This window comes from Glycocaulis alkaliphilus (genome assembly GCF_004000605.1).
Classification (GTDB): Bacteria; Pseudomonadota; Alphaproteobacteria; order Caulobacterales; family Maricaulaceae; genus Glycocaulis; species Glycocaulis alkaliphilus.
Window position 1 is genome coordinate 481,576 of record NZ_CP018911.1, and the last position, 21,165, is coordinate 502,740.

The 21,165-nt window shown below is 64.5% G+C and carries 17 protein-coding genes; 9 read left to right on the top strand and 8 right to left on the bottom strand.

Annotation, left to right across the window (positions count from 1 at the left end):
* Position 1: 1 nt before the first annotated feature.
* On the bottom strand, positions 2-1,735 hold the full coding sequence (cydC, locus tag X907_RS02335; protein ID WP_127565451.1) for a thiol reductant ABC exporter subunit CydC: 1,734 nt from the start codon (positions 1,733-1,735) through the stop codon (positions 2-4).
* Positions 1,732-3,417, bottom strand: a complete 1,686-nt coding sequence (gene cydD, locus X907_RS02340; RefSeq protein ID WP_127565452.1) for a thiol reductant ABC exporter subunit CydD — start codon at positions 3,415-3,417, stop codon at positions 1,732-1,734. Before cydD ends, cydC begins: the two co-directional genes overlap by 4 nt.
* A gap of 1,316 nt (positions 3,418-4,733) precedes the next feature.
* Here cydD and X907_RS02345 point away from each other — a divergent pair.
* The 3 genes from X907_RS02345 (at position 4,734) to cydX (ending at position 7,744) form a co-directional block, all read left to right on the top strand.
* Complete coding sequence (locus tag X907_RS02345) at positions 4,734-6,329, top strand: cytochrome ubiquinol oxidase subunit I (RefSeq protein WP_127565453.1); 1,596 nt, start codon at positions 4,734-4,736, stop codon at positions 6,327-6,329.
* Between the two features lie 12 nt (positions 6,330-6,341).
* On the top strand, positions 6,342-7,490 hold the full coding sequence (gene cydB / locus X907_RS02350) for a cytochrome d ubiquinol oxidase subunit II (RefSeq protein WP_127565454.1): 1,149 nt from the start codon (positions 6,342-6,344) through the stop codon (positions 7,488-7,490).
* A gap of 122 nt (positions 7,491-7,612) precedes the next feature.
* Complete coding sequence (gene cydX / locus X907_RS02355) at positions 7,613-7,744, top strand: cytochrome bd-I oxidase subunit CydX (protein ID WP_127565455.1); 132 nt, start codon at positions 7,613-7,615, stop codon at positions 7,742-7,744.
* Positions 7,745-7,762: 18 nt separating this feature from the next.
* Here cydX and X907_RS02360 read toward each other — a convergent pair whose 3' ends face one another.
* Entirely contained in the window at positions 7,763-8,206 is a 444-nt protein-coding gene (locus tag X907_RS02360) for a BLUF domain-containing protein (RefSeq protein ID WP_127565456.1), read from the bottom strand.
* A gap of 104 nt (positions 8,207-8,310) precedes the next feature.
* On the bottom strand, positions 8,311-9,039 hold the full coding sequence (locus X907_RS02365; protein WP_127565457.1) for a helix-turn-helix domain-containing protein: 729 nt from the start codon (positions 9,037-9,039) through the stop codon (positions 8,311-8,313).
* Between the two features lie 159 nt (positions 9,040-9,198).
* Between X907_RS02365 and X907_RS02370 the strand changes: the two genes are divergently transcribed.
* Genes X907_RS02370 through X907_RS02380 form a run of 3 tightly spaced genes read left to right on the top strand, consistent with a single transcriptional unit; the run spans position 9,199 to position 11,569 of the window.
* A complete protein-coding gene (locus X907_RS02370; protein ID WP_127565458.1) occupies positions 9,199-11,010 on the top strand; it encodes a long-chain-acyl-CoA synthetase in 1,812 nt (603 codons plus the stop codon).
* Positions 11,011-11,049: 39 nt separating this feature from the next.
* Complete coding sequence (locus tag X907_RS02375) at positions 11,050-11,322, top strand: BrnT family toxin (protein WP_127565459.1); 273 nt, start codon at positions 11,050-11,052, stop codon at positions 11,320-11,322.
* On the top strand, positions 11,291-11,569 hold the full coding sequence (locus tag X907_RS02380; RefSeq protein ID WP_127565460.1) for a helix-turn-helix domain-containing protein: 279 nt from the start codon (positions 11,291-11,293) through the stop codon (positions 11,567-11,569). The genes X907_RS02375 and X907_RS02380 overlap by 32 nt, the downstream gene beginning before the upstream one ends.
* Here X907_RS02380 and X907_RS02385 read toward each other — a convergent pair whose 3' ends face one another.
* Positions 11,570-14,062, bottom strand: coding sequence for a sensor histidine kinase (locus X907_RS02385; RefSeq protein ID WP_127565461.1), 2,493 nt, complete (start codon positions 14,060-14,062; stop codon positions 11,570-11,572). It lies immediately after the preceding gene.
* 114 nt (positions 14,063-14,176) lie between these two features.
* Positions 14,177-14,626 carry an energy transducer TonB gene (locus X907_RS02390; protein WP_127565462.1) on the bottom strand — a complete coding sequence of 150 codons (450 nt, stop codon included), beginning with the start codon at positions 14,624-14,626 and terminating at the stop codon, positions 14,177-14,179.
* Between the two features lie 279 nt (positions 14,627-14,905).
* Between X907_RS02390 and X907_RS02395 the strand changes: the two genes are divergently transcribed.
* The 3 genes from X907_RS02395 to X907_RS02405 are packed head-to-tail and all read left to right on the top strand — an operon-like array spanning position 14,906 to position 17,993.
* Positions 14,906-15,877 carry a hypothetical protein gene (locus X907_RS02395; RefSeq protein ID WP_127565463.1) on the top strand — a complete coding sequence of 324 codons (972 nt, stop codon included), beginning with the start codon at positions 14,906-14,908 and terminating at the stop codon, positions 15,875-15,877.
* Entirely contained in the window at positions 15,877-16,839 is a 963-nt protein-coding gene (gene metX, locus X907_RS02400) for a homoserine O-succinyltransferase MetX (RefSeq protein WP_127565464.1), read from the top strand. Before X907_RS02395 ends, metX begins: the two co-directional genes overlap by 1 nt.
* Positions 16,836-17,993, top strand: a complete 1,158-nt coding sequence (locus tag X907_RS02405; protein ID WP_127565465.1) for a trans-sulfuration enzyme family protein — start codon at positions 16,836-16,838, stop codon at positions 17,991-17,993. The genes metX and X907_RS02405 overlap by 4 nt, the downstream gene beginning before the upstream one ends.
* Before the next feature lie 21 nt (positions 17,994-18,014).
* On the opposite strand, the gene X907_RS02410 is transcribed toward X907_RS02405, so the two are convergent.
* Together X907_RS02410 and X907_RS02415 are read right to left on the bottom strand one after the other, a co-directional pair.
* On the bottom strand, positions 18,015-18,926 hold the full coding sequence (locus X907_RS02410) for a lipid A-modifier LpxR family protein (protein ID WP_127565466.1): 912 nt from the start codon (positions 18,924-18,926) through the stop codon (positions 18,015-18,017).
* Between the two features lie 185 nt (positions 18,927-19,111).
* Positions 19,112-20,992: a ribonucleoside-diphosphate reductase subunit alpha gene (locus X907_RS02415; RefSeq protein WP_127565467.1), complete on the bottom strand. Its 1,881-nt coding sequence runs from the start codon at positions 20,990-20,992 to the stop codon at positions 19,112-19,114.
* Positions 20,993-21,165 lie beyond the last annotated feature (173 nt).

Consider the following 21,165-nt stretch of genomic DNA (forward strand, 5'->3'; position numbering starts at 1 on the left):
CCTAAAGCCGCTTTGCAAACAGGCGGTTGAAGGCTCCGTCTTCAGCCGTCAGCGCGTCCACGCTGCCGGTCTGCGCGATGCGGGCATGCTCCATCACCAGCACCTCGCGCGCCCGCGCCAGCAGGGCTGGGCGGTGGGTGACGATGAGGACAGATCGTCGCTTGTCTGCATCCAGCCAGGCATCAAGCGCGTCGAGGAATTCGGCCTCTGTCCGGCTGTCCAGCCCTTCGGTCGGCTCATCAAGCAGCATGACGGGCGCATCACGCAGGAAGGCGCGGGCGAGCGCGATGCGCCTTGCCTGTCCGCCGGATACGAGCCGCCCCTCCTCGCCAATCCAGGTCAGCAATCCATCGGGCAGAGCGCGCACGAAATCGGCGGCCCTTGCCTGCTCAAGCGCTTGCCAGAGCTGGCTTTCTGTCGCGTCGGGCCGGGCCAGCAGAAGGTTTGCCCGCACCGTGGTGGACAGCAGATCGGCGCGCTGATCGACGAGGGATAGACGCTGCCTTGTCCGCGCCGGGCCAAGGGCAGCCAAGTCCGTCCCGCCGAGACGAATATCCCCACTATCCGGAGCATAAAAGCCCATCAGCAAACGGATAATACTGGACTTTCCAGACCCCGAAGCGCCCACAAGGGCCAGCCGCCCGCCTTCGGGCAGGGCGAAGCTGACATCTTGCAGGGCGGGGCGGGACTGGCCGCCGGGATAGGTAAATCCGACCGAGCTGAACACCACATCATGGCCATCCGGCAGGGGGAGGGGCGCTTGCGGCTCCTCCATTGCAGGACGCAGATCATCGAGCGCTTTCAGGCGCTTGGCGGCAGAGAGCGTGCGGCCATACTGCTCCCCGGCGAGGACAAGCGGGGCCGCAGCCTCGAACAATCCGAAGGCAATAAACCCGGCCAATGCAGCCAAAGGCGGCGATGCGCCCGCTGCGGCCGCACTGAGGAAACCGGCCACGAAGCTGGCGGGACCCGCAAAGGCGAGTACGGCCGTATTCATCAGCGCCAGTCCGGCAAGGCGGCGCTGGCCGGAGATCCAGCTATCGCTGGCCGCATCGAGGCGCGAAAGCACTGCGGTTTCAGCGCCATAGGCTTTGAGCTCGGCCATGCCGGCGATCAGGTCAGCGGCTTCTGAACGCGTATCGGAGGCAGACTGGGTGACACTTTCCCCGGCGGATTGGCCCAGTTTTGCCGCGAGGAGAGGCAGGCCCAGACCCGACAGGATAAAAAGCCCGATCACGGGCAATATCGCCGCCGGGGCCGTGAATGCGAGGATAAGCACCACCGCCAGCGCGCCAAAAAGCGCGGATAGCGCCGGGGTTACGAGGCGCAGATAGAGCCCGTCGAGCGCATCGACATCGCCGGTCACGCGCGAGAGCAGATCGCCTGCGCGCAAGCCGCCCAGCCCTGCAGGGACTAGCGGTGCGGCCCGGTCAAACACCCACAGGCGCAGGCGCGCCAGGATGCGGAAAGTCGCCTCATGCGTGGCCAGCCGCTCGGCATATCTCCCGAGGGTACGCGCCATGGCAAATCCGCGCACACCGCCCGATGCAAAAAGATAGTTGAAACTGCGCCCCAGCCCCGCCGCACCGGCGATAGCGGCGGCGGTTATGAACCAGCCCGACAGGGATAAAAGCCCGATTCCGGCGAGCAGAGTGAGGATGGCGAGCACAGCGCCTGCACGCAGCCACCAGCGGTCAGGCCGGGCAAGGGAGAGGAAAAAGGCGAGCGTTTTCATGGCGCTCCGCCCTCCTGCAGATCGGCGATCTCGAACACCTCATCGGCAATCGCGCGCACGGCCGGGCTGTGGGTAGCGATGAGGATTGTCCGCCCATTTTTGTTGGAGAGAAGCGCTTCCAGGAAGCGGGCCTCTGCCTCGCCATCAAGATGGGCGGTGGGCTCGTCCATGAGGACAAGTTTCATGTCACGGGCCAGCGCCCGCGCAAGAGCTACCCTTTGTATCTGCCCGCCGGACAAGCCAAATCCGCGTTCGCCAAGGGGGGTGTCGAGGCCGTCCGACAGGTGGATAAGGAAGTCCGCGACGCCGGCCTCTGCCACCGCGCGCTCGATCATCTCTGCCGGGATAGAGCCGTCATGCAGGGTGATATTATCCCGCAAGCTCCCATGAAACAGGCGCGGGTTCTGGCCAATCCAGCCAGCGCGTCCGGCGAGCGGGGCCTCCATCGCCTCGCCGTCTATCCGCACCTCGCCGGAGGATAAAGGCGCAAAACCCATCAGGATTTTAAGCAGTGTGGACTTGCCCGAACCCGACGGACCCCACAAAACACTGATCTTCCCGGACGGAATGGAAAGCGTGATGGGATTCAAACCCTTGCGCCCACCTTCGTAAGTGCATGAGACTCCCGATAGGTCCAGAGAGGGTGAGGTATGAAAGGGGGTCGATGGTACTATGGAAACACCCGATTTCGGGTATTCCAGCAGGGGTTTTATAGTACTGGCGGCGGCTTCGGCGTCGGCGCGGTCATGATAGGCGGCGGATAAACGCCGCAGCGGCATGTAAAATTCCGGTGCCAGGATAAGGACGAACAGCCCCTCGCGCAGGGTGACAGTTTCGCCCGTATCGAAGGGCATCTCCCCCAGCAGCGAGAAGCCGACATAGACCGCGATGGCGGCGACCGAGAGGGCCGCGAAAAATTCCAGAATCGCCGAGGAGAGGAAGGCAAGCCGGAGCACTTTCATCGTGCGCTGGCGGAAATCTTCCGATGCGGCGGCGAGCCCCTCGCGCTCGCGCGGCGCGGCGTTGAACGCATTCAGCAAGGCGAGAGATTGTAGCCGGTCATTGAAGCGCCCGGCGAGGCGGGCGAGCACCGCGATCTGGTCCTTGCTGGCCGCTGCCGCCGCGCCGCCGACAATCGCCATGAAAAGCGGCAGCAGGGGCGCGGTGATGATGAACAGCATGCCCACCACCCAGCTCTGGGTGAAGGCGGCGGCGACCATCAGGATAGGCGCGCCCGCGATCACCGGCATGAGCGGGCGGTAGCGCCCGAAATACCCTTCCAGCTTTTCCACCGCGTCGGTCAGGGCAGAGCCGGCTGCGCCGGTCTCCAGCCGCTCGGTGAAGGCGGGGCCTTTGGCGGCGAGCGCGCGGGCGGCTTCGCCCCGCACATGGGCCTTCACCCGCGCGGCCGCCTCAAACCCTGCGCGCGTCTCCAGGGCTTGAGCGCCTGCACGCACGAGCGCAAACAGGGCAGCGACAAGCGCAGGCATAAGAAAATCCTCGCCATTGACGAGGCTCGCTATCGCGCTGGCGGCAAAGCCCGCAAAGCCGATAAAGAGGCCGTATTGCGCAATGCCGCACGCGCTCGCCAGCATGGACGGCCCGCGCCCGGCCTTCCCCCATGCGGAGAGAAGGCCGCCCAGCGCGCGCCGGTCTTCAGGTGTGAGGGCAGGATTGCTCATCGGCCTCGTTAAAAGCGCATATCGGTGGCCCGCGCCCTGCGGCGCAGCGTCTCAGGGGCCTTTGTCTAACGCAGGGCGCGCGAATTGCCAGAGGGGGGTGAGAGGTTCGGCGCCGTAGCGGGCCGTCATCACCTGGCCGAAGCTGCCATCCCGCCTCTCTTTCTTGCATATCATATTAACACAGTGGCACGGACGCGCGAAGCGCGGGAATGGTTGGGCAGGAAGGCAGGAAGGCAGGAGGGGTAGGCGGGGCAGGAGGGTAGGGAGGGCAGAAGGGCAGGAGGGGTAGGAAGGCAGGAGGGGTAGGAAGGCAAGAGGGCAGGAGTCGGGAAAACGAAAAGTGTGGGCCCCGGCTTGTCCGGCTTCCCCGCTTTATGGGTCCCGGCTCGGGGGCCGGGACCGCGGTTTCTTATGTCCGGCGATTAGCTGGCGGCGCCGGTCGATGCGCATGCCTCTCAACCGGGTCCCCGGCCTCCGAGCCGGGGTCCATCTTTTTGCTCCACACCCTTTTCACCTCGTCATTCCAGAAGCCCGAAGGGCTATCTGGAACCCAGTCCTTTTTGATTCCGCAATGCTTCCGCGTTGCGATGTTCCGCGAAGAGTCGCGCTTGCGGCGCTGTGCGCCGGCTGGATTCCGGGTCTCCCCCGGATCAAGTCCGGGGTTAGCCCGGAATGACGAGGGAGAGGGGTCTTCGCGTGGGCATCTCTGATGCTACCGGCCTCGCGTTTTCCCGGCGCAAGCTAAGGATCCAGAAAAAGACCGGGCCCCGGCTTCTCCGGCTTCCCCGCTTTATGGGTCCCGGCTCGGGGGCCGGGACCGCGGTAGAGAGATCAGCGCCCAATCTGGCAGAATTATCGTAACGGTAACACAACCGGGTCCCCGGCCTCCGAGCCGGGGTCCATCTTTTTGCTCCACACGCTTTTCACCTCGTCATTCCAGAAGCCCGAAGGGCTATCTGGAACCCAGTCCTTTTTGATTCCGCAACGCATTCCCCGCCTTGGCGGGGACAGGCCGCGCCCGCGATGTTCCGCGAATAGTCGCCTGCGCGTCGAAGATTGTCATCCGTCGTCGTTCCCGCGCAGGCGGGAACCCAGAGCCACTTGGCGCTGTCCTCGCTCTACGATCTCTGGATGCCCGCCTGCGCGGGCATGACGAGAAGCGGTAAGCGCGGCCGCTCCCCCCTGCGTCACCCTGCCCTGCGTCAGAATGCGCGCTATCCACAAAAAACCTGAACGTGCATAGGGATAAAAGTCCGCAAATCAGTTATGGGTATTGCCTGTGCTGGTTTGCACCTATCGCTGCGGGGAGTTTTTCCATGATCGACATGGAAGTTGCCGACCTATCACGCTGGCAGTTTGCGCTGACAGCCATGTACCATTTCCTGTTCGTGCCGCTCACGCTGGGCCTGGCCTTCATGCTCGCCATCATGGAGAGCGTCTATGTCATGACCGGCCGTCAGGTCTGGAAGGACATGACGAAATTCTGGGGCGCGCTGTTCGGCATCAATTTCGCCCTCGGCGTCTCCACCGGCATCACGATGGAGTTCCAGTTCGGCATGAACTGGTCCTACTACTCCCACTATGTGGGCGATGTGTTCGGCGCGCCGCTGGCGATTGAAGGCCTGATGGCCTTCTTCCTCGAGGCGACGCTCGTGGGCCTGTTCTTCTTCGGCTGGGACCGGATGAGCAAGCAGGCGCACCTGGCCGTCACCTGGTTCATGGCCATCGGCACCAATCTCTCCGCGCTGTGGATCCTCATCGCCAATGGCTGGATGCAGAACCCGGTGGGCTCCGAATTCAATCCGGAGACCATGCGCATGGAAGTCGTCGACTTCATGGCCGTGCTCTTCAATCCGGTGGCGCAGGCCAAATTCGTCCACACGGTGGCGGCCGGCTATGTCACCGGCGCGCTCTTCGTGCTGGCGATCTCGGCCTGGTTCCTCCTGCAGCGCCGCCATCGCAGCTTTGCCAAGCGCTCCATGACGGTCGCGGCCGCCTTCGGCCTGATGGGCTCGCTCTCGGTCGTGGTGCTGGGCGATGAGAGCGGCTACGCGCTCACCCACAACCAGCGCATGAAGCTCGCCGCCCTTGAAGCGATGTGGGAGACGCATGACGCGCCCGCACCATTGACGCTGGTTGGCTTCCCGGACGTGGAAAACCAGACCACGCATTTTGCCGTCGACATGCCCTGGGTTCTGGGCCTTATCGCCACGCGCTCGCTCGATCAGGAGGTGCAGGGCATTCTGCCCCTCGTCGCCATCGCCGAGACGCGCGTGGAGAACGGCATACGCGCCTATGACGCCCTGCAAAGACTGCGTGCCGACGAGAATGATATTGAAGCGCGCACGCAGTTTGAGGAGACCAAGTTCGACCTCGGCTATGGCCTGCTCCTGCAGCGCTATATGGCAGACCCGCGGGACGCGACGCCCGACCAGATAAGGCAGGCTGCGTTCGACACGATACCCGACGTGCCGGTCATGTTCTGGTCCTTCCGCTTCATGGCGGGGATCGGCTTCTACATGATCCTTCTCTTCGGCACCGCCTTTGTGCTCTGCACGATGCGAAAACACGAGACGCGCTGGTTCCTGTGGGTGGCGCTGTTCTCCCTGCCGCTTCCCTGGATCGCGGCGGAGCTGGGATGGCTGCTGGCCGAATATGGCCGCCAGCCCTGGATCATCGAGGGCATGCTGCCGACCTTCCTTGGCGTCTCCAGCCTCAATGCCACGCAGATATGGATGACCATTGCCGGCTTCACCGCGCTCTATGGTGCGCTGGCCGTGGTCGAGGTGTTGCTGATGCTGCACTTCATCCGCAAGGGCCCCTATGCGGGCAAGGGCGGAGACATGAAGCAACGCCCCACCCACAAGCCCGCGATTGCCGATGACGGCATGACCCCCATTCCGGCCGAATAGGAGAACCGCAAGATGGAAATCCCGATTTCTTATGAAGTCCTGCGCGTCCTCTGGTGGGGATTGCTGGGCGTCCTCCTGATCGGCTTTGCCGCGACGGACGGGTTTGACTTTGGCGTGGCCGGCCTGTTGCCCTTCGTGGCCAAGACCGATGCTGAACGCCGGGTTGCGATCAACACGGTCGGCCCGACCTGGGAAGGAAACCAGGTCTGGTTCATCCTGGGTGGCGGGGCGATCTTTGCCGCCTGGCCGATGGTCTATGCAGTCTCGTTCTCTGGCCTCTATCTGGCGATGTTCGTGCTGCTGGCCGCGCTGATACTGCGCCCTGTCGGCTTCAAATACCGCTCCAAGCGGGAAGATCCGCGCTGGCGGGCCATGTGGGACTGGGCGCTCTTTACCGGCGGCTTTGTGCCCGCGCTCCTGTTCGGCGTGGCGGTCGGCAATGTGCTGGTGGGCCTGCCCTTCCGGCTGGACGATGATCTGCGCGCCTTCTGGGACGGGTCGTTCTTTGACCTCCTCAATCCGTTCGCGATCCTGTGCGGACTGCTCTCGGTGACGATGATGGGCCTGCATGGCGCGGCCTGGCTGTCGATGAAGGCCGAATATGGCCCGGTGCGGGACCGCGCGCGGACCTTTGCCCCCATCTTCGCGGTTCTCTCGATCGTGCTCTTTGCCGGCGGCGGCCTGGTCATGGCCTATGGCCCTTACGGCTTTGCCCAAGTGGGCGATGTGAACCCGGCAGGCCCGTCCAACCCGTTGCGCACCGAAACGGTGGCGGCGGCAGGCGCGTGGCTGTCCAATTATGCCGCCCATCCCTGGATGATCCTGGCACCCGTGCTGGGCTTTGGCGGGGCGTTTGCGGCGCTGGCGGGCCTGAAGCTGAACTCGGAGAGCATCACCTTTATCGGATCGAAGCTCTCCACCTTCGGGATCATCTCGACGGCGGGCCTGTCCATGTTCCCCTTCATCCTGCCGTCGAGCATTCAGCCCAATGCCAGCCTGACCGTGTGGAACAGCTCATCGAGCCAGCTCACCCTGTTCATCATGCTGATCACGACCGCGATCTTCCTGCCCATCATCCTCGCCTACACCTCATGGGCCTTCAAGGTGATGTGGGGCCGGGTGACGACCGAGGAAGTGACCGGCGGCGGCGACTATTATTAGAGCTTTTTCAGCAAAAGTGGGCACCGGTTTTGCGGTTCGAAAAAGCGACAACAACAATGCCGGAACCAACCCTGCCGTTTGCAACCGGCACGTTGGTTCCCGCCATCAAAGGAGTTTGAACCATGTGGTATTTTGCCTGGGTACTCGGCATCGGCCTTGCCTGCTCCTTCGCCATCCTGAACGCCATGTGGCACGAGATGTCGCTGGGCGATGAAGGCGATAGCGGCTCCAGCGAGGAAGCGGCCCGCTGGTAGGCAGGCCGGCAAGGCCGCTCACGATGAGACGGGGTGCATCGTGTCCCTGCGCGCGATCAGCCCCGTCTCGCGTATCCGCCTTGCCCGCTCAACGAGGCCATCGGCGGTGATGTGCCCATAATCCACGTCCCGGCCCTCTGCGGCCGGGAGGGTCTCTTCATTCAGGATGGCAAGGGACCAGTCGTCAAAGTAGCGCTCGTTCACCTCCCCGCAAAACACGATCTCCAGCGTGCGATGGGCGCTGTCGCGCGCGATGCGCCGGAACGTGGCAGACACCGCCTGGCGCGATCCCTCCAGCACTTGCAGGAAACGGTCGCCATCGACGGCCAACACGCCGGTCAGCCCTTCGGGCGGACTATTGCGCAAGCCGGCTGACAATATGCGGCCCATCTCATCGGATACATTGCGCGATCCGGACATGAAATCAGCAACGCTGTGATAGACGAGGCGGGTGAGAAACATGGGTTTCGATCCTTGAATCTGCCGCTGCTGCACCCCCGGCGCGGCAGACGCAGTCAATGGTGCCGGTGTTCGTCTCACAGAAAAGCATAAACGAATTCGCGCGCTTACTCCGCCCGCGCTGCCCGGAAATCATGCACCCGTTCCGGCCCGCCATTCCTGCCCAGGAAAGCGTTGTAGGTTTCAGGGCTTATGGAGGCGGTTGCCGAATGCACCAGCCATTCAGCGCCGGTGAAGACCGGCGTCTGCACGGAATGAAAGCAGCGTCTCTCGCCATCGACGGGCGCCTGCCAGACCTGCTCCACGCACGCGACATCACCCGCGAACGCGCCGCAGGCGAGGACTTCGCGAACGATGTCCGACACGGCCTGACCCAGCGGATCGGCGGTCTCCATGTCTGGCACATAAGCTTCAAAAGGCGGTCCGGCCTGCCGGTAGCGCGCACTGGCTTCGATCACGCGGACAGTGCCATCACGCAATGCCAGCAATGCCACTGAATGTGGTGCGTGGCGCACGATGGTGCGCAGCTGGTCCACCAGGGGCCGGTGTACCGGATTACACAGAAGTTCGCGCAGGCGCGTGGTAATCTCGCATGACGGCTCGATCACCCCGTTCTCCAGCCGCGAGATATAGGACTGGCTGACTTTCAGCCGGCTCGCGGCATCCTCCTGCTTCATATTACTGCGCAGCCGCAAGGCCCGCAGCGCTAGTCCCCACCTGCCAGGCGTCCCCTCACGCCAGGCCCCATTGTCTTGCGTCAACCATACACTCCCCAGAAAATTCCCCTCGACAACCCCCCGGACAGTACCGAATAGCTTTCTGACACGCGGATGCATGCATGTTTTTATTTTATGACAGTAAGGGGGGGGTGCAGTTTTGCTGCACTTGCTGCGCTTTGCCGCATCGCGTACACGCCGCTGTCTTGACCCGTCCCCCGCGCCATTTACTGTCGCGGCTTCGCCCGGCAAGAGGCGGCTAGCGGGAGATCAGACGAGATGGGTTTTTTCAGCGCAATCCAGCGTGAGATTTTCTACACCAAGGAGCTGATCCGGCTTCTGAAAACGCTCAAGTCGATCACGCCGGATTCAACCGATCTGACGCCGGACCTTATCGAGCGCAATGTCGATGCGCACAAAACCCGCCCCGCCTTCATTCTCGAGGACGGCTCCACGATCAGCTATGGCGCGTTTGATGCGTTTGCGAACCGGGTTGCCAACTGGGCGCTGGCCAGCGGTATCAAGCCCGGTGACACGGTTGCGCTCTATATGGGCAATCGCTGGGAATACATCGCCTTCTGGTTCGGCCTGTCGAAAGTGGGGGTGATTGCCGCGCTCCTGAACAATCAGGTGACCGGCAAGGCGCTCGCCCACGGGGTGAATATCGCCGGGGCCGCCCATGCCATCATCGAGGGCGAGCTCAGCCCGGCCTATGCGGCCTCTGCCGAGGCCATCGGCCCGATCACGCCCTGGATATATGATGGTGATGCCGCGTCCGTGCCCGGCGGGCAGGATTTGTCCGGTGCGCTCAATGCCGTCTCTGACGAGCGCCCCGGCCGCGAGCACCGCGCGCACCTGCTGGCCAAGGATCCGTGCCTGAAAATGTACACCTCCGGCACGACCGGCCTGCCCAAGGCGGCGATCGTGGCGCACACCCGTTCGCTCTACTACCTGCAGGGCTTTGCGGTGGCGTCCAACGCCTCGCCGAAAGACCGCATGATGATGGTGCTGCCGCTCTATCACGCCACGGGCGGGCTTTGCGGTGTGGGCTGCGCGCTCTCCAAGGGCGGGGCGCTGATCGTGCGCCGCAAGTTTTCCGCCAGCGCCTTCTGGAAGGACGCCGCCGAGCATGGCGCGACCATGTTCATGTATGTCGGCGAGTTGTGCCGCTTCCTGGTCGCCGCCGATCCTTCGCCGGACGAGAAGAAGCACAAGATCCGCATCGCCATCGGCAACGGGCTGCGCCCCGATGTCTGGCCGCGCTTTGTCGAGCGCTCCGGCATCAAGCGCATCATGGAGTTCTATGGCGCGACGGAGGGCAATGTCAGCTTCCTGAACCTGGATTCCAAGCCCGGCGCCATTGGCCGCGTGCCGCCCTATCTGAAAAGCCGCTTCAACTCGGCGCTGGTGAAGTTTGATCTCGATTCCGAAGCGCCTGTGCGCGACGCCAGGGGGCGCTGCATTCCGTGCGGCCCCGATGAGGTGGGCGAGGCCATTGGCGAGATACGCCCCGATGATGCCCGCTACCGCTTTGACGGCTATGGCGACAAGGAAGCGACCGAGAAGAAGCTCCTGCGCGACGTGTTCAAGAAGGGCGATCTGTATTTCCGCACCGGCGATCTGATGAAGCGCGACAAGCAAGGCTATTTCTACTTCATCGACCGGGTGGGCGACACCTTCCGCTGGAAGTCGGAGAATGTGGCGACCTCGGAAGTGGCCGAGATCATGGGCATGGCGCCGGGCATCGTGCAGGCCAATATCTATGGCGTGCCGGTGGCCGATTATCCCGGTAAGGCCGGCATGGCCGCTCTGGTGGTGAACAAGGATTTCGATCTCGCCACCGTTCATGCGCATGTGACCAAGGAGCTGCCGGCCTATGCCCGCCCGCTCTTTGTGCGCATCCACCAGGAAGACCCGTCAGAGCACACGACTGGCACGTTCAAGCTGAAGAAGACCGATCTGGTGGCCGAAGGGTGGGATCCGGCGAAAATCTCCGAACCGCTCTATATCGATCACCCCGAACAGAAGGCCTATGTGCCGCTGACCGCCGAGATCCGCGCCGCCATCGAAAGCGGGGAGTTGCGGGTTTAGGCGGCTTGCCAAAATACGGAAATTCCGTATAGTCTTGCGGTGAGCGACAGGTTTGATCCGGCCAAGGATGCCGCCAATCTGGCAAAGCACGGCTTGTCACTGGCTTTTGGTGACCGGATTTTCCGCGATGCCGGGCATCTGATCCTGCCGTCAATCCGTCCTGTTGACGGTGAAGAGCGGTTTAAGGTGATCGGCGCGGTGGAGGCAAAGCTGTTCACTGGCGTGTTTACGTGGCGGGGTGGCCGCCCCCGCTTTATCTCGGTTCGCAGGAGCAATTCCGGTGAAGAAAGAGCCTATCATTCTGCCGGCTGATCCCATGGATGACGAGGATTTCGCCGTCTCTGCCGAAGGCATGGAGCGCGGGCAGCGCGCCCGCCTGATCCGGCAGACGCGCAATAATCTCGGCCTGTCGCAGGCCGAGTTCGCCCAGCGTTTCCGCGTGCCGGTCGGCACCTTGCGAGACTGGGAGCAGGCGCGTGTTACCGCGCCCGATTTCGCGATTGCCTATGTGCAGGTGATTGCCCGCCATCCCGACATGGTCGCCGAAGCCCTGAACTGATCAGGCCTTGCCCCGCTCCTTGCGGGCGCTGGCAAGGTCCAGCTCCGGCGCGGCATGATCCAGCGGCGCGTTGACCGGCAGATGGCAGGTCACTTTCGTGCCGCGTCCGGGCGTGGAGTCCAGCTCCACCCAGCCGCCATGCAGGCGCACGATTTCCTTCACCAGAGCGAGGCCGAGGCCCGCCCCGGCGCGGTTCGACTGACCGCGTTCAAAGCGCTCGAACACGCTTGCCTGCCTGTCCTTGTCGATACCCTCGCCATTGTCGGAAACCCACAGGCGCGCCTCGCCGTCCTTCACCTCGGCGCCCACCTCGATGCGGCCGCCCTGATCGACATGATCGAGCGCATTGGTGAGCAGGTTGTAGAGCACCTGTTTCAGCCGGGCGCCATCGGCGCGTACCGGCCCTTCGCCCTTGCCCGCATTGACGTTCAGCTTGATGCCGGCGTGTTCGGCGCGCGGCATGACCAGCTCTGCGGCCTCGGCGGCCAGCGCATCAAGCCGGGTATCGCCCAGATCCAGCTCCAGCTGGCCGGCATCAATGGCGGCAATGTCCAGAATATCGTCGATCAGCTTGGCCAGCTGGGCAGAGGCGGTCTGGATGGCGGCGATCGGGTCTTTCTGCCGGTCAGAGAGCGGGCCCGCAAACCCGCCCGCCAGCAGGTCGGCATAACCGCCAATGGTCGTCAGGGGCGTGCGCAGCTGATAGCTGACATGGCCGACAAAGCCGGTCTTGATCTTTTCAGACGCTTCCAGCGCCTCGGCGCGGTCGCGCAGCGCCTCTTCCACCCGGCGTGTATCGGTAATGTCATCCCATGCGATCAGGGTTGCGCCATCGGGCAGCGGACGGCTGAGCCAGGTCAGCACCGAGCCATCGGCGCGCCGCACCTCGCCCGTCTTGGCGGTGCGTGATTCCGGTGAGGTGTCGGTGATGCGCGCCTTGATGGCCGCCCAGGATTCCTTGTCGGGGTGAAGCGCGTGGCAGGCATCGGCGATGGCGGTGAAGTCGGCCTTCTCCAGCGTTTCCGGGGCCAGCTTCCACAGCGTTTCAAACGCCAGATTATGCAGCTGCAGCTCGCCTTCCGGGCCAAACACGGCCACCGCCTCATGCAGCCGGTCCAGCGTGGCGCGCTGCACCTTGATGAGGGTATTGTAGCGCGCCTGCAGGGCCAGCTGGTCGGTCATGTCTTCAAAGATCAGCAATACGCCGCCCAGCGGATGGCGCTGGCGGGCCACGCGCAAGGTACGCCCATCGCCCAGCGGCCACAGCTCATCGGGCGTCTCGGTGCCCGGCGGGCGCTCATAATAGGCCAGCTCGCCGGCTTTCCAGTTCTTGTAGTCGGCATTGGCGGGGTTGGGCAGAAGCTGGTCCTCGCGCAGCCGGTCCAGCAGTGCGCCGTGGGAGGGCCGGTCATTGAGCACCGCCTCTTCCAGCGCAAACAGCCGGGCAAAGGCGCGGTTGTAGAAGATGAGCTGCTTGGTGCGGTCGAAAATGGCGACCGCCTCGGCCATGTGGTTCAGCGTCTCGTCATGCGCCTCGCGGAAGCGTTTCAGCGCCGCGCGCGCCTCTTCGCCGCGCGTAATGTCAAAGGCTGCGCCCGCCACACCGCCGGAGATGGGGAAGACCACCACGTCCAGCGCCCGGCGTTCGCCCTTGATCACCGCGCCGCGTATATGGGCGACGGGTGCGCTGGCTTTGAGCGCCTCTCCGGCCTGCGCGGGCAGGCCCGGCTCCAGCAAGAGCTGGCGGTCGATCACGTCGGCTGCGCTCTTGCCCTCAACGGCCTCCACATAGGCCGGATTGACCCAGTGCAGCCGGCCCGATGCGCTGATGCGCCAGGAGGGGAAGGGGGCCTTGCCCAGCATGTCGAGGAAGGCCAGCGGATCATCGGCGACGACCGAGCGGGCTTCTTCCAGCCGTCCGCGCGCACCGGATTCCTCAAGGCCGCGAATGGTCGCATCGGCGATCCAGAGGACGAGCTGCGATCCGGCCGGGCGGCCATCGGCCTCGATAAAGCGCCCCGACGGGCCGGACACGGTCAGCGAGAAGGGTTTGCCCTCGCGCATGAGCTCGCCCATGCGCTGGCGCAGCGTGGTTTCCATTCCCCCCGCCGAGCGCGCCTCATAATCGGCGATGCCGTCCAGAAGGGCGGTCGCCGGATCAGGCTCGTTTATCACGCCAGAGCCCAGATCGGCAAACTGGACCAGAGAGGCAAGGGCGGTGGGTGAGCCATAGACGCGCGGCGAGGACCAGCCAGTGGCCTCAGGGTCGGGCGGTGTCTCCCAGACCAGAACCAGGCCGGGATGGGCGCCGAACACGCTGTCTGCGCGGGCCAGACGGTCTTCAAGCCAGGCAATACGCTTTTGCCAGTGGGATCTTGCAGTGCGCACGCCTTCGGTCAGGCGCCAGGCCCACAGGGCGGTCGCCACGGCAAATCCCACCGCGCCGCCGGTAACGATCAACGTTGCCAGCTGAGCCGGCTCGGTGGCCATCATGGCATGCCCCCTTCACTGCGCGGCTGCATCATCAGGACACGTGGCCATCGTGTCAGTGCAGCCGGTCGAATCACCACCTTAACTTAAGGTAAATCCGCAAGCGAGGAGAGGTTATCAGCGTATGCGCACCTGTCCGAGGACAAACTCGAACATCACCGTGCAGCCGGTCAGGTGCGCGCCCTCGGACAAGGGTGCAAACTGCCATTGTTCCACCGCGCGGCGGGCCTCGCGGTCAAAGAAGCGGCCCGGCACGCCTTGCGCAATGCGCACATTCTCCACCGCGCCGGTCTCATCCACGTCGAACTGGACGATGGACCAGCCCTGCTCGCCTCTCGCCCAGCCGCGCGCCGGGTATTCGGGCAAGGGGGCATGGACCGCACTCAAGGGCTCGCCCTGACACCCTTCGCTGGGGGCCATGCGGGCAATATTGGGCATGAGCGGCATTTGCGATTGCGGCATGAACGGCCCGCGCTCACGCGGGTCGGTCATCGGCGTTGGCACGGACACACAGCCCGAAAGGAGTGTGGCAAGGCCTGCAAGGGCAAGAAGAGGGGTGGTGCGCATGGCCGCCAGACTAGCGGCTGGGGCCGGACGCGCCAGCGCTTTTGCGCAGCGCGAATTGCCCGCTTGACATCACATAAGGATATGTTTATGTCCTGATCTTGCGCCGATTTGAGCTTCAGCTTGCGGGCGCGGAACAAATGCAGCTAAAGCGAAGCAGGACAAGACAAAGCGGCCCGGACCGGGCACGACCGGAATAGTCCTGCATCCCTTTGCCATCGGCGCTCTTGCATTTGCCTTTCCGCTCTCCCGCGCGACGGAAAAAAGAAGAGTGGAACTGCCATGGCCCCGCTGGATTACGCACCGAGCTTTGTGTCTCCCGTAACCGTACGCAGCCGGCCCATGCGCGCGGTATTGCTGGGCTGCGGCACGGTCGGCAGCGCGCTTCGCGCCCGCCTGCCGCAAGGCGTGGCGATTGAAGCCATCGCGGTGAGCCGCTGGCGTGATCTGGGCAAGGGTCCGGTACGCGTACTCGACAGTCTCGATGCCGCGCTGGACCTGGCCCCTGATCTGGTCATTGACGCCCTGCCGGGCTGCGCGGGCGCCGAGACGGCGCTGGAGCGCGCGGTTCAGGCCGGTGCCCACATTGTTTCCGCCAACAAGGCCGTCATCGCCCGCCGCCCCGATCTGGAGCGCGCGGCGAAAGAAAAGGGCCGCGCCTTTCTCTATAGCGCCGCGGTGGGCGGCGGTGTGCCCGTGCTGGAAACGGTCAGCGCCCTCAATGCGCGCGGACGCGAAATCACGACCGTAAAGGGCGTGTTCAACGGCACATCGAATTTCGTGCTCGACCGGCTGGCCAAGGGCGAGGCGCTGGACGATGCCGTGCGCGCCGCGCAGGCCGCCGGCTTTGCCGAAGCCGATCCCAGCGCCGATCTCGATGGTGATGACGCGGCAGCCAAGCTGGTGCTGACCGCCCGCGCCGCCTGGGGTGTTGATCTTGATATTCAGGCCATAGCCCGCCAGTCGATCACTGAACTGGCCCCCGGCTTTGCCGCCAAGGCGGCGCGTGAGGGGCTGCGCATCCGGCAGGTCGGGCGTCTGGCCCGCTCGGGCGGCGGCGTTCACGCCGCGGTGCGTCTCGAAGCGGTGGGCGCCGACAGCGTGTTCTACCGTGTGGAGCGTGAAGGCAATGGCGTGGTCATCGCGCTGAAGGATGCGCCGGGCGTGATCCTTACCGGCAAGGGCGCAGGCGGCGCGCCGACGGCGGCCAGCATGGCCGGAGACATTGCCCGTCTGGTCGCGGAGCACGGCTGATGCCTGCCGTGCTTGCCGCCACAGAGGCGGGGGAGGGGGCAGCCGATCCCGCCTGTCCTTTCCCCATAAACGACCATATCACCACGCTGGAGCTGTCCTCCGGTGCGTTCGTAACCGCCAGGGGCCGTGTCTACGGCCCTGCCGGCGCGCCGGGCATTATCGTGCTGGGCGGGATTTCGGCGCACCGCTTCCTGCTGGGCGATCACGCAGACCGGGCCAGCTGGTGGCCGGGCATTGCCGGGCCGGGCCTCGCGCTCGATCCGCTGCGCTATCAGCTTCTCGCCTTCGATTTTCTGGCAGAGGAAGTGGCCCCCTTCCCGCGCGTGGAGGATCAGGCAGAGGCCCTGCTGGCGCTCGCCGATGCCGCTGGTTTCGAGACCTTCCAAATTGTCGGGGCCTCCTATGGCGGCAGCATTGCGCTGGCGCTGGCCGCCCTCGCGCCGGAGCGGGTGACGGGCCTGCATGTGCTGTGCGCGGCCGCTTGTCCCCATCCGATGACGACGGCCCTGCGCGCCATCCAGCGCGACGTCGTCGAGTTTGGCCTCGCGCGGGGAGATGGATCGGGCGGGGTGGATCTCGCCCGCCGCCTTGCCATGACGACCTACCGCACGGCCGACGAGTTCAAGGCGCGCTTTGCCAGCCCGGCGCCGGGCTCGTGCGATGCCAGGGGCGTCGAAGCCTATCTGGCGGCGCGCGGCGCGGACTATGCCGCCCATACCAGCCCGCAGCGCTTTCTGGCCCTGTCGCGCTCCATGGATGCGGTGCGCATCGATCCGTCCGCCATCCGTGCGCCTGCGCGGCTGTTCGCGGTGGCCGAAGACAGGCTGGTGCCGCTGGCCGACATGGAGGCGCTGGCCAATGCCATTCCCGGTGCCAGCCTGCAGACCTGTTCCAGCCTTTATGGCCATGACGGATTTTTAAAGGAGGTGGAGGCCGTGACACGCTTTCTGGAGGCGATATGAGCCGGGACGAGACACGCGAAAGCCTTGCCACGCGCGCCGCGCGCGCCGGGATCAATGCCGATCCGGGCCATGGCGGCATCGTCGCGCCGATCAATGTCGCCGCCACCTATCTGCGCGAAGACCCGGCCATACCCGGCCGGTTTGACTATGCGCGCACCAATGCGCCCACACGCGCCGTGCTGGCAGAGGCTATCGCAGATCTTGAAGGCGGTGCGGGGGCCTGCCTGACCGCCTCCGGCATGGCCGCGATCGATCTGGTCCTGAACCTCTTGCCCGCAGGCGCGCGCATTGTCGCCGCGCATGATTGCTATGGCGGCACGCAGCGCCTGTTCAATGCGCGCGGCCCCCAGCGCGGGTTCGAGATTGTCTATGCCGATGCGACAGACCTTACTGCGCTGGAAACCGCACTTGCGCCCGGCGCGGCGCTGCTCTTTCTGGAAACCCCGTCCAATCCGCGCCTGCGCATTACCGACATTGCGGCGGCGAGCGCGCTGGGCCGCCGGGCAGGCGCCCTCGTCGCGGTCGACAACACCGTGCTCTCGCCCGCCATCCAGCGCCCGCTGGAGCTGGGGGCCGACATATCCGTCAGCTCGCTGACCAAGATCATCAATGGCCATTCCGATATGGTGGGCGGTGTTGTGAGCGTGCGCGATGCGGCGCTTCTGGAGGATCTCGCCTGGTGGCTGAATGCGTCGGGCACAGGGCTGGGGCCGTTTGATGCGTTTCTGGCCACGCGCGGGCTTCGCACCTTGCCCCTGAGGGCCAGAGCACAGTCAGAGGCCGCGCTGGAACTGGCGGGGCGGCTGGCCGGGCATGGCAGCGTGGTCCGCGTCGATTATCCGGGCCTTGCCAATCATCCCGGCCATGAGCTTGCCGCGCGTCAGCAGGCAGGGCTATTCGGGCCGCTATTGAGCCTTGAGGTCAAAGGTGATCCGCGCGTGTTTCTGGAGCGGCTGGAATTGTTCTCGCTGGCACAATCGCTTGGCGGGGCGGAAAGCCTGGTTTCGGTTCCCGCCCTGATGACCCATGCCGCGATGAGCCCGCAGGCGCGCGCCCATGCCGGCATCAGCGATTCGCTGGTGCGCCTGTCGGTAGGGCTGGAGGATGTGGACGATCTCTGGCGCGATCTGGAGACGGCTCTCGCAGCGCTCTAGCGCTCTGCCTTGACGCCGCCCCTATCTGCGCCAGGTCAGCGAGAAGGCGGCGAAGTCTTCAGACGTGTCCCAGGACTGGGTCGGCAGCGACCAGCTGGTTTCGCGGCGCACATAGGCGAGCGAGACATCCACGCCCTGCACCCGCATGGCGAGGCCTGCCTGCTGGTCTCCCACCATGGCATAGGGCTGGAGGGTGAGCGTCTCGCGCAAGGAGCGCGACTCGCCGGGGCGGTAGATCAGCGCCTGACGGTCGGCGCCGGCAAAGAACCACCAGCCGCCATTGGCCGAATCTTCGCTGCCGACATACCGGCCGACCCGCACGGTGGCGCCGAACTCGGTAGCCGACCCGCCATCACCAAAGCTGACACCGGCGCGCGGGCGCAGACCCATATCCAGCTCGCCCTGTCCGCCGGCGCTGTCAAAGCGGCCTTCATAGCGCAGGGCCACGGCCCGCCCGCGCATCCGGTTGGAGGAGAACTGCCAGGCTGGCATGTCCAGCCCCGACGGCGAAAGCGCGGCTGTCACCCAGTCTGGCTCTTCAGCATCAAACATCGCCACGCGCAATTCGCTGCCAGCCGCGCTGCGGGCGATGACGGTCTGCGGCGCATTGAACGCGCCAAAGCTCTGGCGCATCTCGCCCGTGTCGGTAGCCGACAGGCCGGATGATGCGAGCGTTGTTGCGTCGCGGGCGCCGTGTGGCTCCTGAACCCACTCGCCGCGGTCCATGGACAGGCGCATGGAGGGCAGCGGTCCGGCAGAAAGCTCTTCGAGCAGCGGATGAATGATGATGGCGTTGGTATCGAGGGAGGATGCGTCCTGCGCCAAGGCTGCAGGTGTGCCGGCCGCCAGACTGGCGCCAGCAAGGGCTACGGCGCCGGCAAGGCAATATGCCCTCGCGTTGGAACGCCCTGAAATGTGCTTCGCAGTGGTCACGTTGGCGCTCCCCAGTGCCGGTTACGTCACCTCAATATACGCCCGAAGGAGTATCACGTTCCCTCGCAGCGCGCTCGCAGAATCGCGCGCTGCTGCTTAATTGTGTGTGAATACTGCCGCAACCTTGCCACGAAAAAGGGGAGGCTGCGCGCCTCCCCTTTCCCGCTTGCATGTTTTCCAGTGCCTTACTGGCAGGCGAGGCATTCCTCGTACTCGGTCTTGGCCGCGGCCTGCATGGAGCTTTCCATGTCGTCCTTGCCTTCGGTTCCGGCAAAGGCGGTGCGCTGGACCGATTTGGAGCGGCAATAATAGAGCGACTTGATGCCCCGCTCCCATGCCGTCCAGTGCAGCATGTGCAGATCCCATTTATCGACATTGCCCGGCAGGAAGATGTTCAGCGACTGCGCCTGGCAGATATAGGGCGTGCGGTCGGCGGCGTGTTCGATCACCCAGCGCTGGTCCAGCTCGAAGGCGGTCTTGAACACGTCCTTCTCGTCCTGGCTGAGGGCGTCCAGGTGCTGGACCGAGCCTTCATGCTCCAGGATCGAGTTCCAGGTGTGAGGCGTGTTGATACCCTTCTCGTCGAGAATCTTCTCCAGATAGGGGTTCTTCACCGTGAACGATCCAGACAGCGTCTTGTGCGTGTAGACATTGGCCGGGATCGGCTCGATGCCTGCGCTGGTGCCGCCGCAAATGATCGAGATCGAGGCCGTCGGCGCGATGGCCAGCTTGTGGGAGAAGCGCGCCTTCACGCCGCTCTCTGCCGCATCCGGGCAGGCGCCGCGCTCTTCGGCAAGCTTCACCGAGGCGCGGTCCGCACCCTGACGCAGATGCTTGAACAGCTTGCGGTTCCAGCTCGCCGCCATGGCGGACTCAAAGGGAATGTTGAGCGCCTGCAGGAAGGAGTGGAAGCCCATCAGCCCAAGGCCGACAGACCGCTCGCGCCAGGCTGAATAGGTGGCGCGGTCCATCTCGTCGGGCGCGCGGTCGATAAAGTCCTGCAGGACGTTGTCGAGGAAGCGGAACAGATCCTCGATGAAGAGCGGATCGTCCTTCCACTCGAGGAATTTTTCCGCATTGACCGACGACAGGCAGCACACGGCGGTGCGGTCGCGGCCCAGATGGTCGACGCCCGTCGGCAGCATGATTTCCGAGCACAGATTGGACTGGCGCACTTTCAGGCCCAGCTTCTTCTGGAACATGGGCAGCGCGTTGTTCACCGTGTCGGAATAGATGATGTAGGGCTCGCCGGTCTGCAGGCGCAGCTCCAGGATTTTCTGCCACAGCTTGCGCGCGGAGATGGATTTCACCACTTCGCCGGATTTGGGCGAGATGAGCGGGAAGTCCGCATCCTCACGCACCGCCACCATGAACTCGTCGGTGATATTCAGGCCGTGATGGAGGTTGAGGCTCTTGCGGTTGAAATCGCCAGAGGGTTTGCGGATTTCCAGGAATTCTTCGATCTCCGGGTGGTGGATGTCGAGATAGACGGCGGCCGAACCACGGCGCAGCGAGCCTTGCGAAATCGCCAGGGTCAGCGAATCCATCACGCGGATGAAGGGAATGATGCCGGAGGTCTGCCCGTTCTGGCCGACTTTCTCGCCGATGGAGCGAACGCTCCCCCAATAGGTGCCGATGCCGCCGCCATTGGAGGCGAGCCACACATTCTCCGTCCAGGTGGCCACGATGTCGTCCAGCGAATCGCCAACCGAATTCAGGAAGCAGGAGATCGGCAGGCCGCGCTCGGCCCCGCCATTGGAGAGGACCGGCGTGGCCGGCATGAACCAGAGACGCGACATATAGTCGTAAAGGCGCTGCGCATGGGCGGTGTCATCGGCATAGGCCGTGGCCGCGCGCGCAAACATGTCCTGATAGGTTTCGCCGGGCAGGAGATAACGGTCGACCAGCGTTTTCTTGCCGAAATCGGTCAGCAGCTCGTCGCGTGACGGATCGGTCTTCACGCTCTCCACGAGGCGCAGCGTGACGGCTTTGGGCTTGCCCCGCCGCGAGCGTACAGGGCCCTGCGTTGCGGTGCCGGAGATCGGGCTAGAGTCAAACGGCGTCATGGTCCAAACCGCTCCTTCGTGCAGGGCGCAAAAATCCTAGGCGCTGGGCAGAAGAATGCGCGCCGCCTTAACAAAAACCTATACATGCTGTGTGGCTTCCCCCGGAAACCGCAACATATAGTGCTAAGGGTCTGGCCTAGCGTCAACGGCCCAAACACGCTTCAACCCAACTT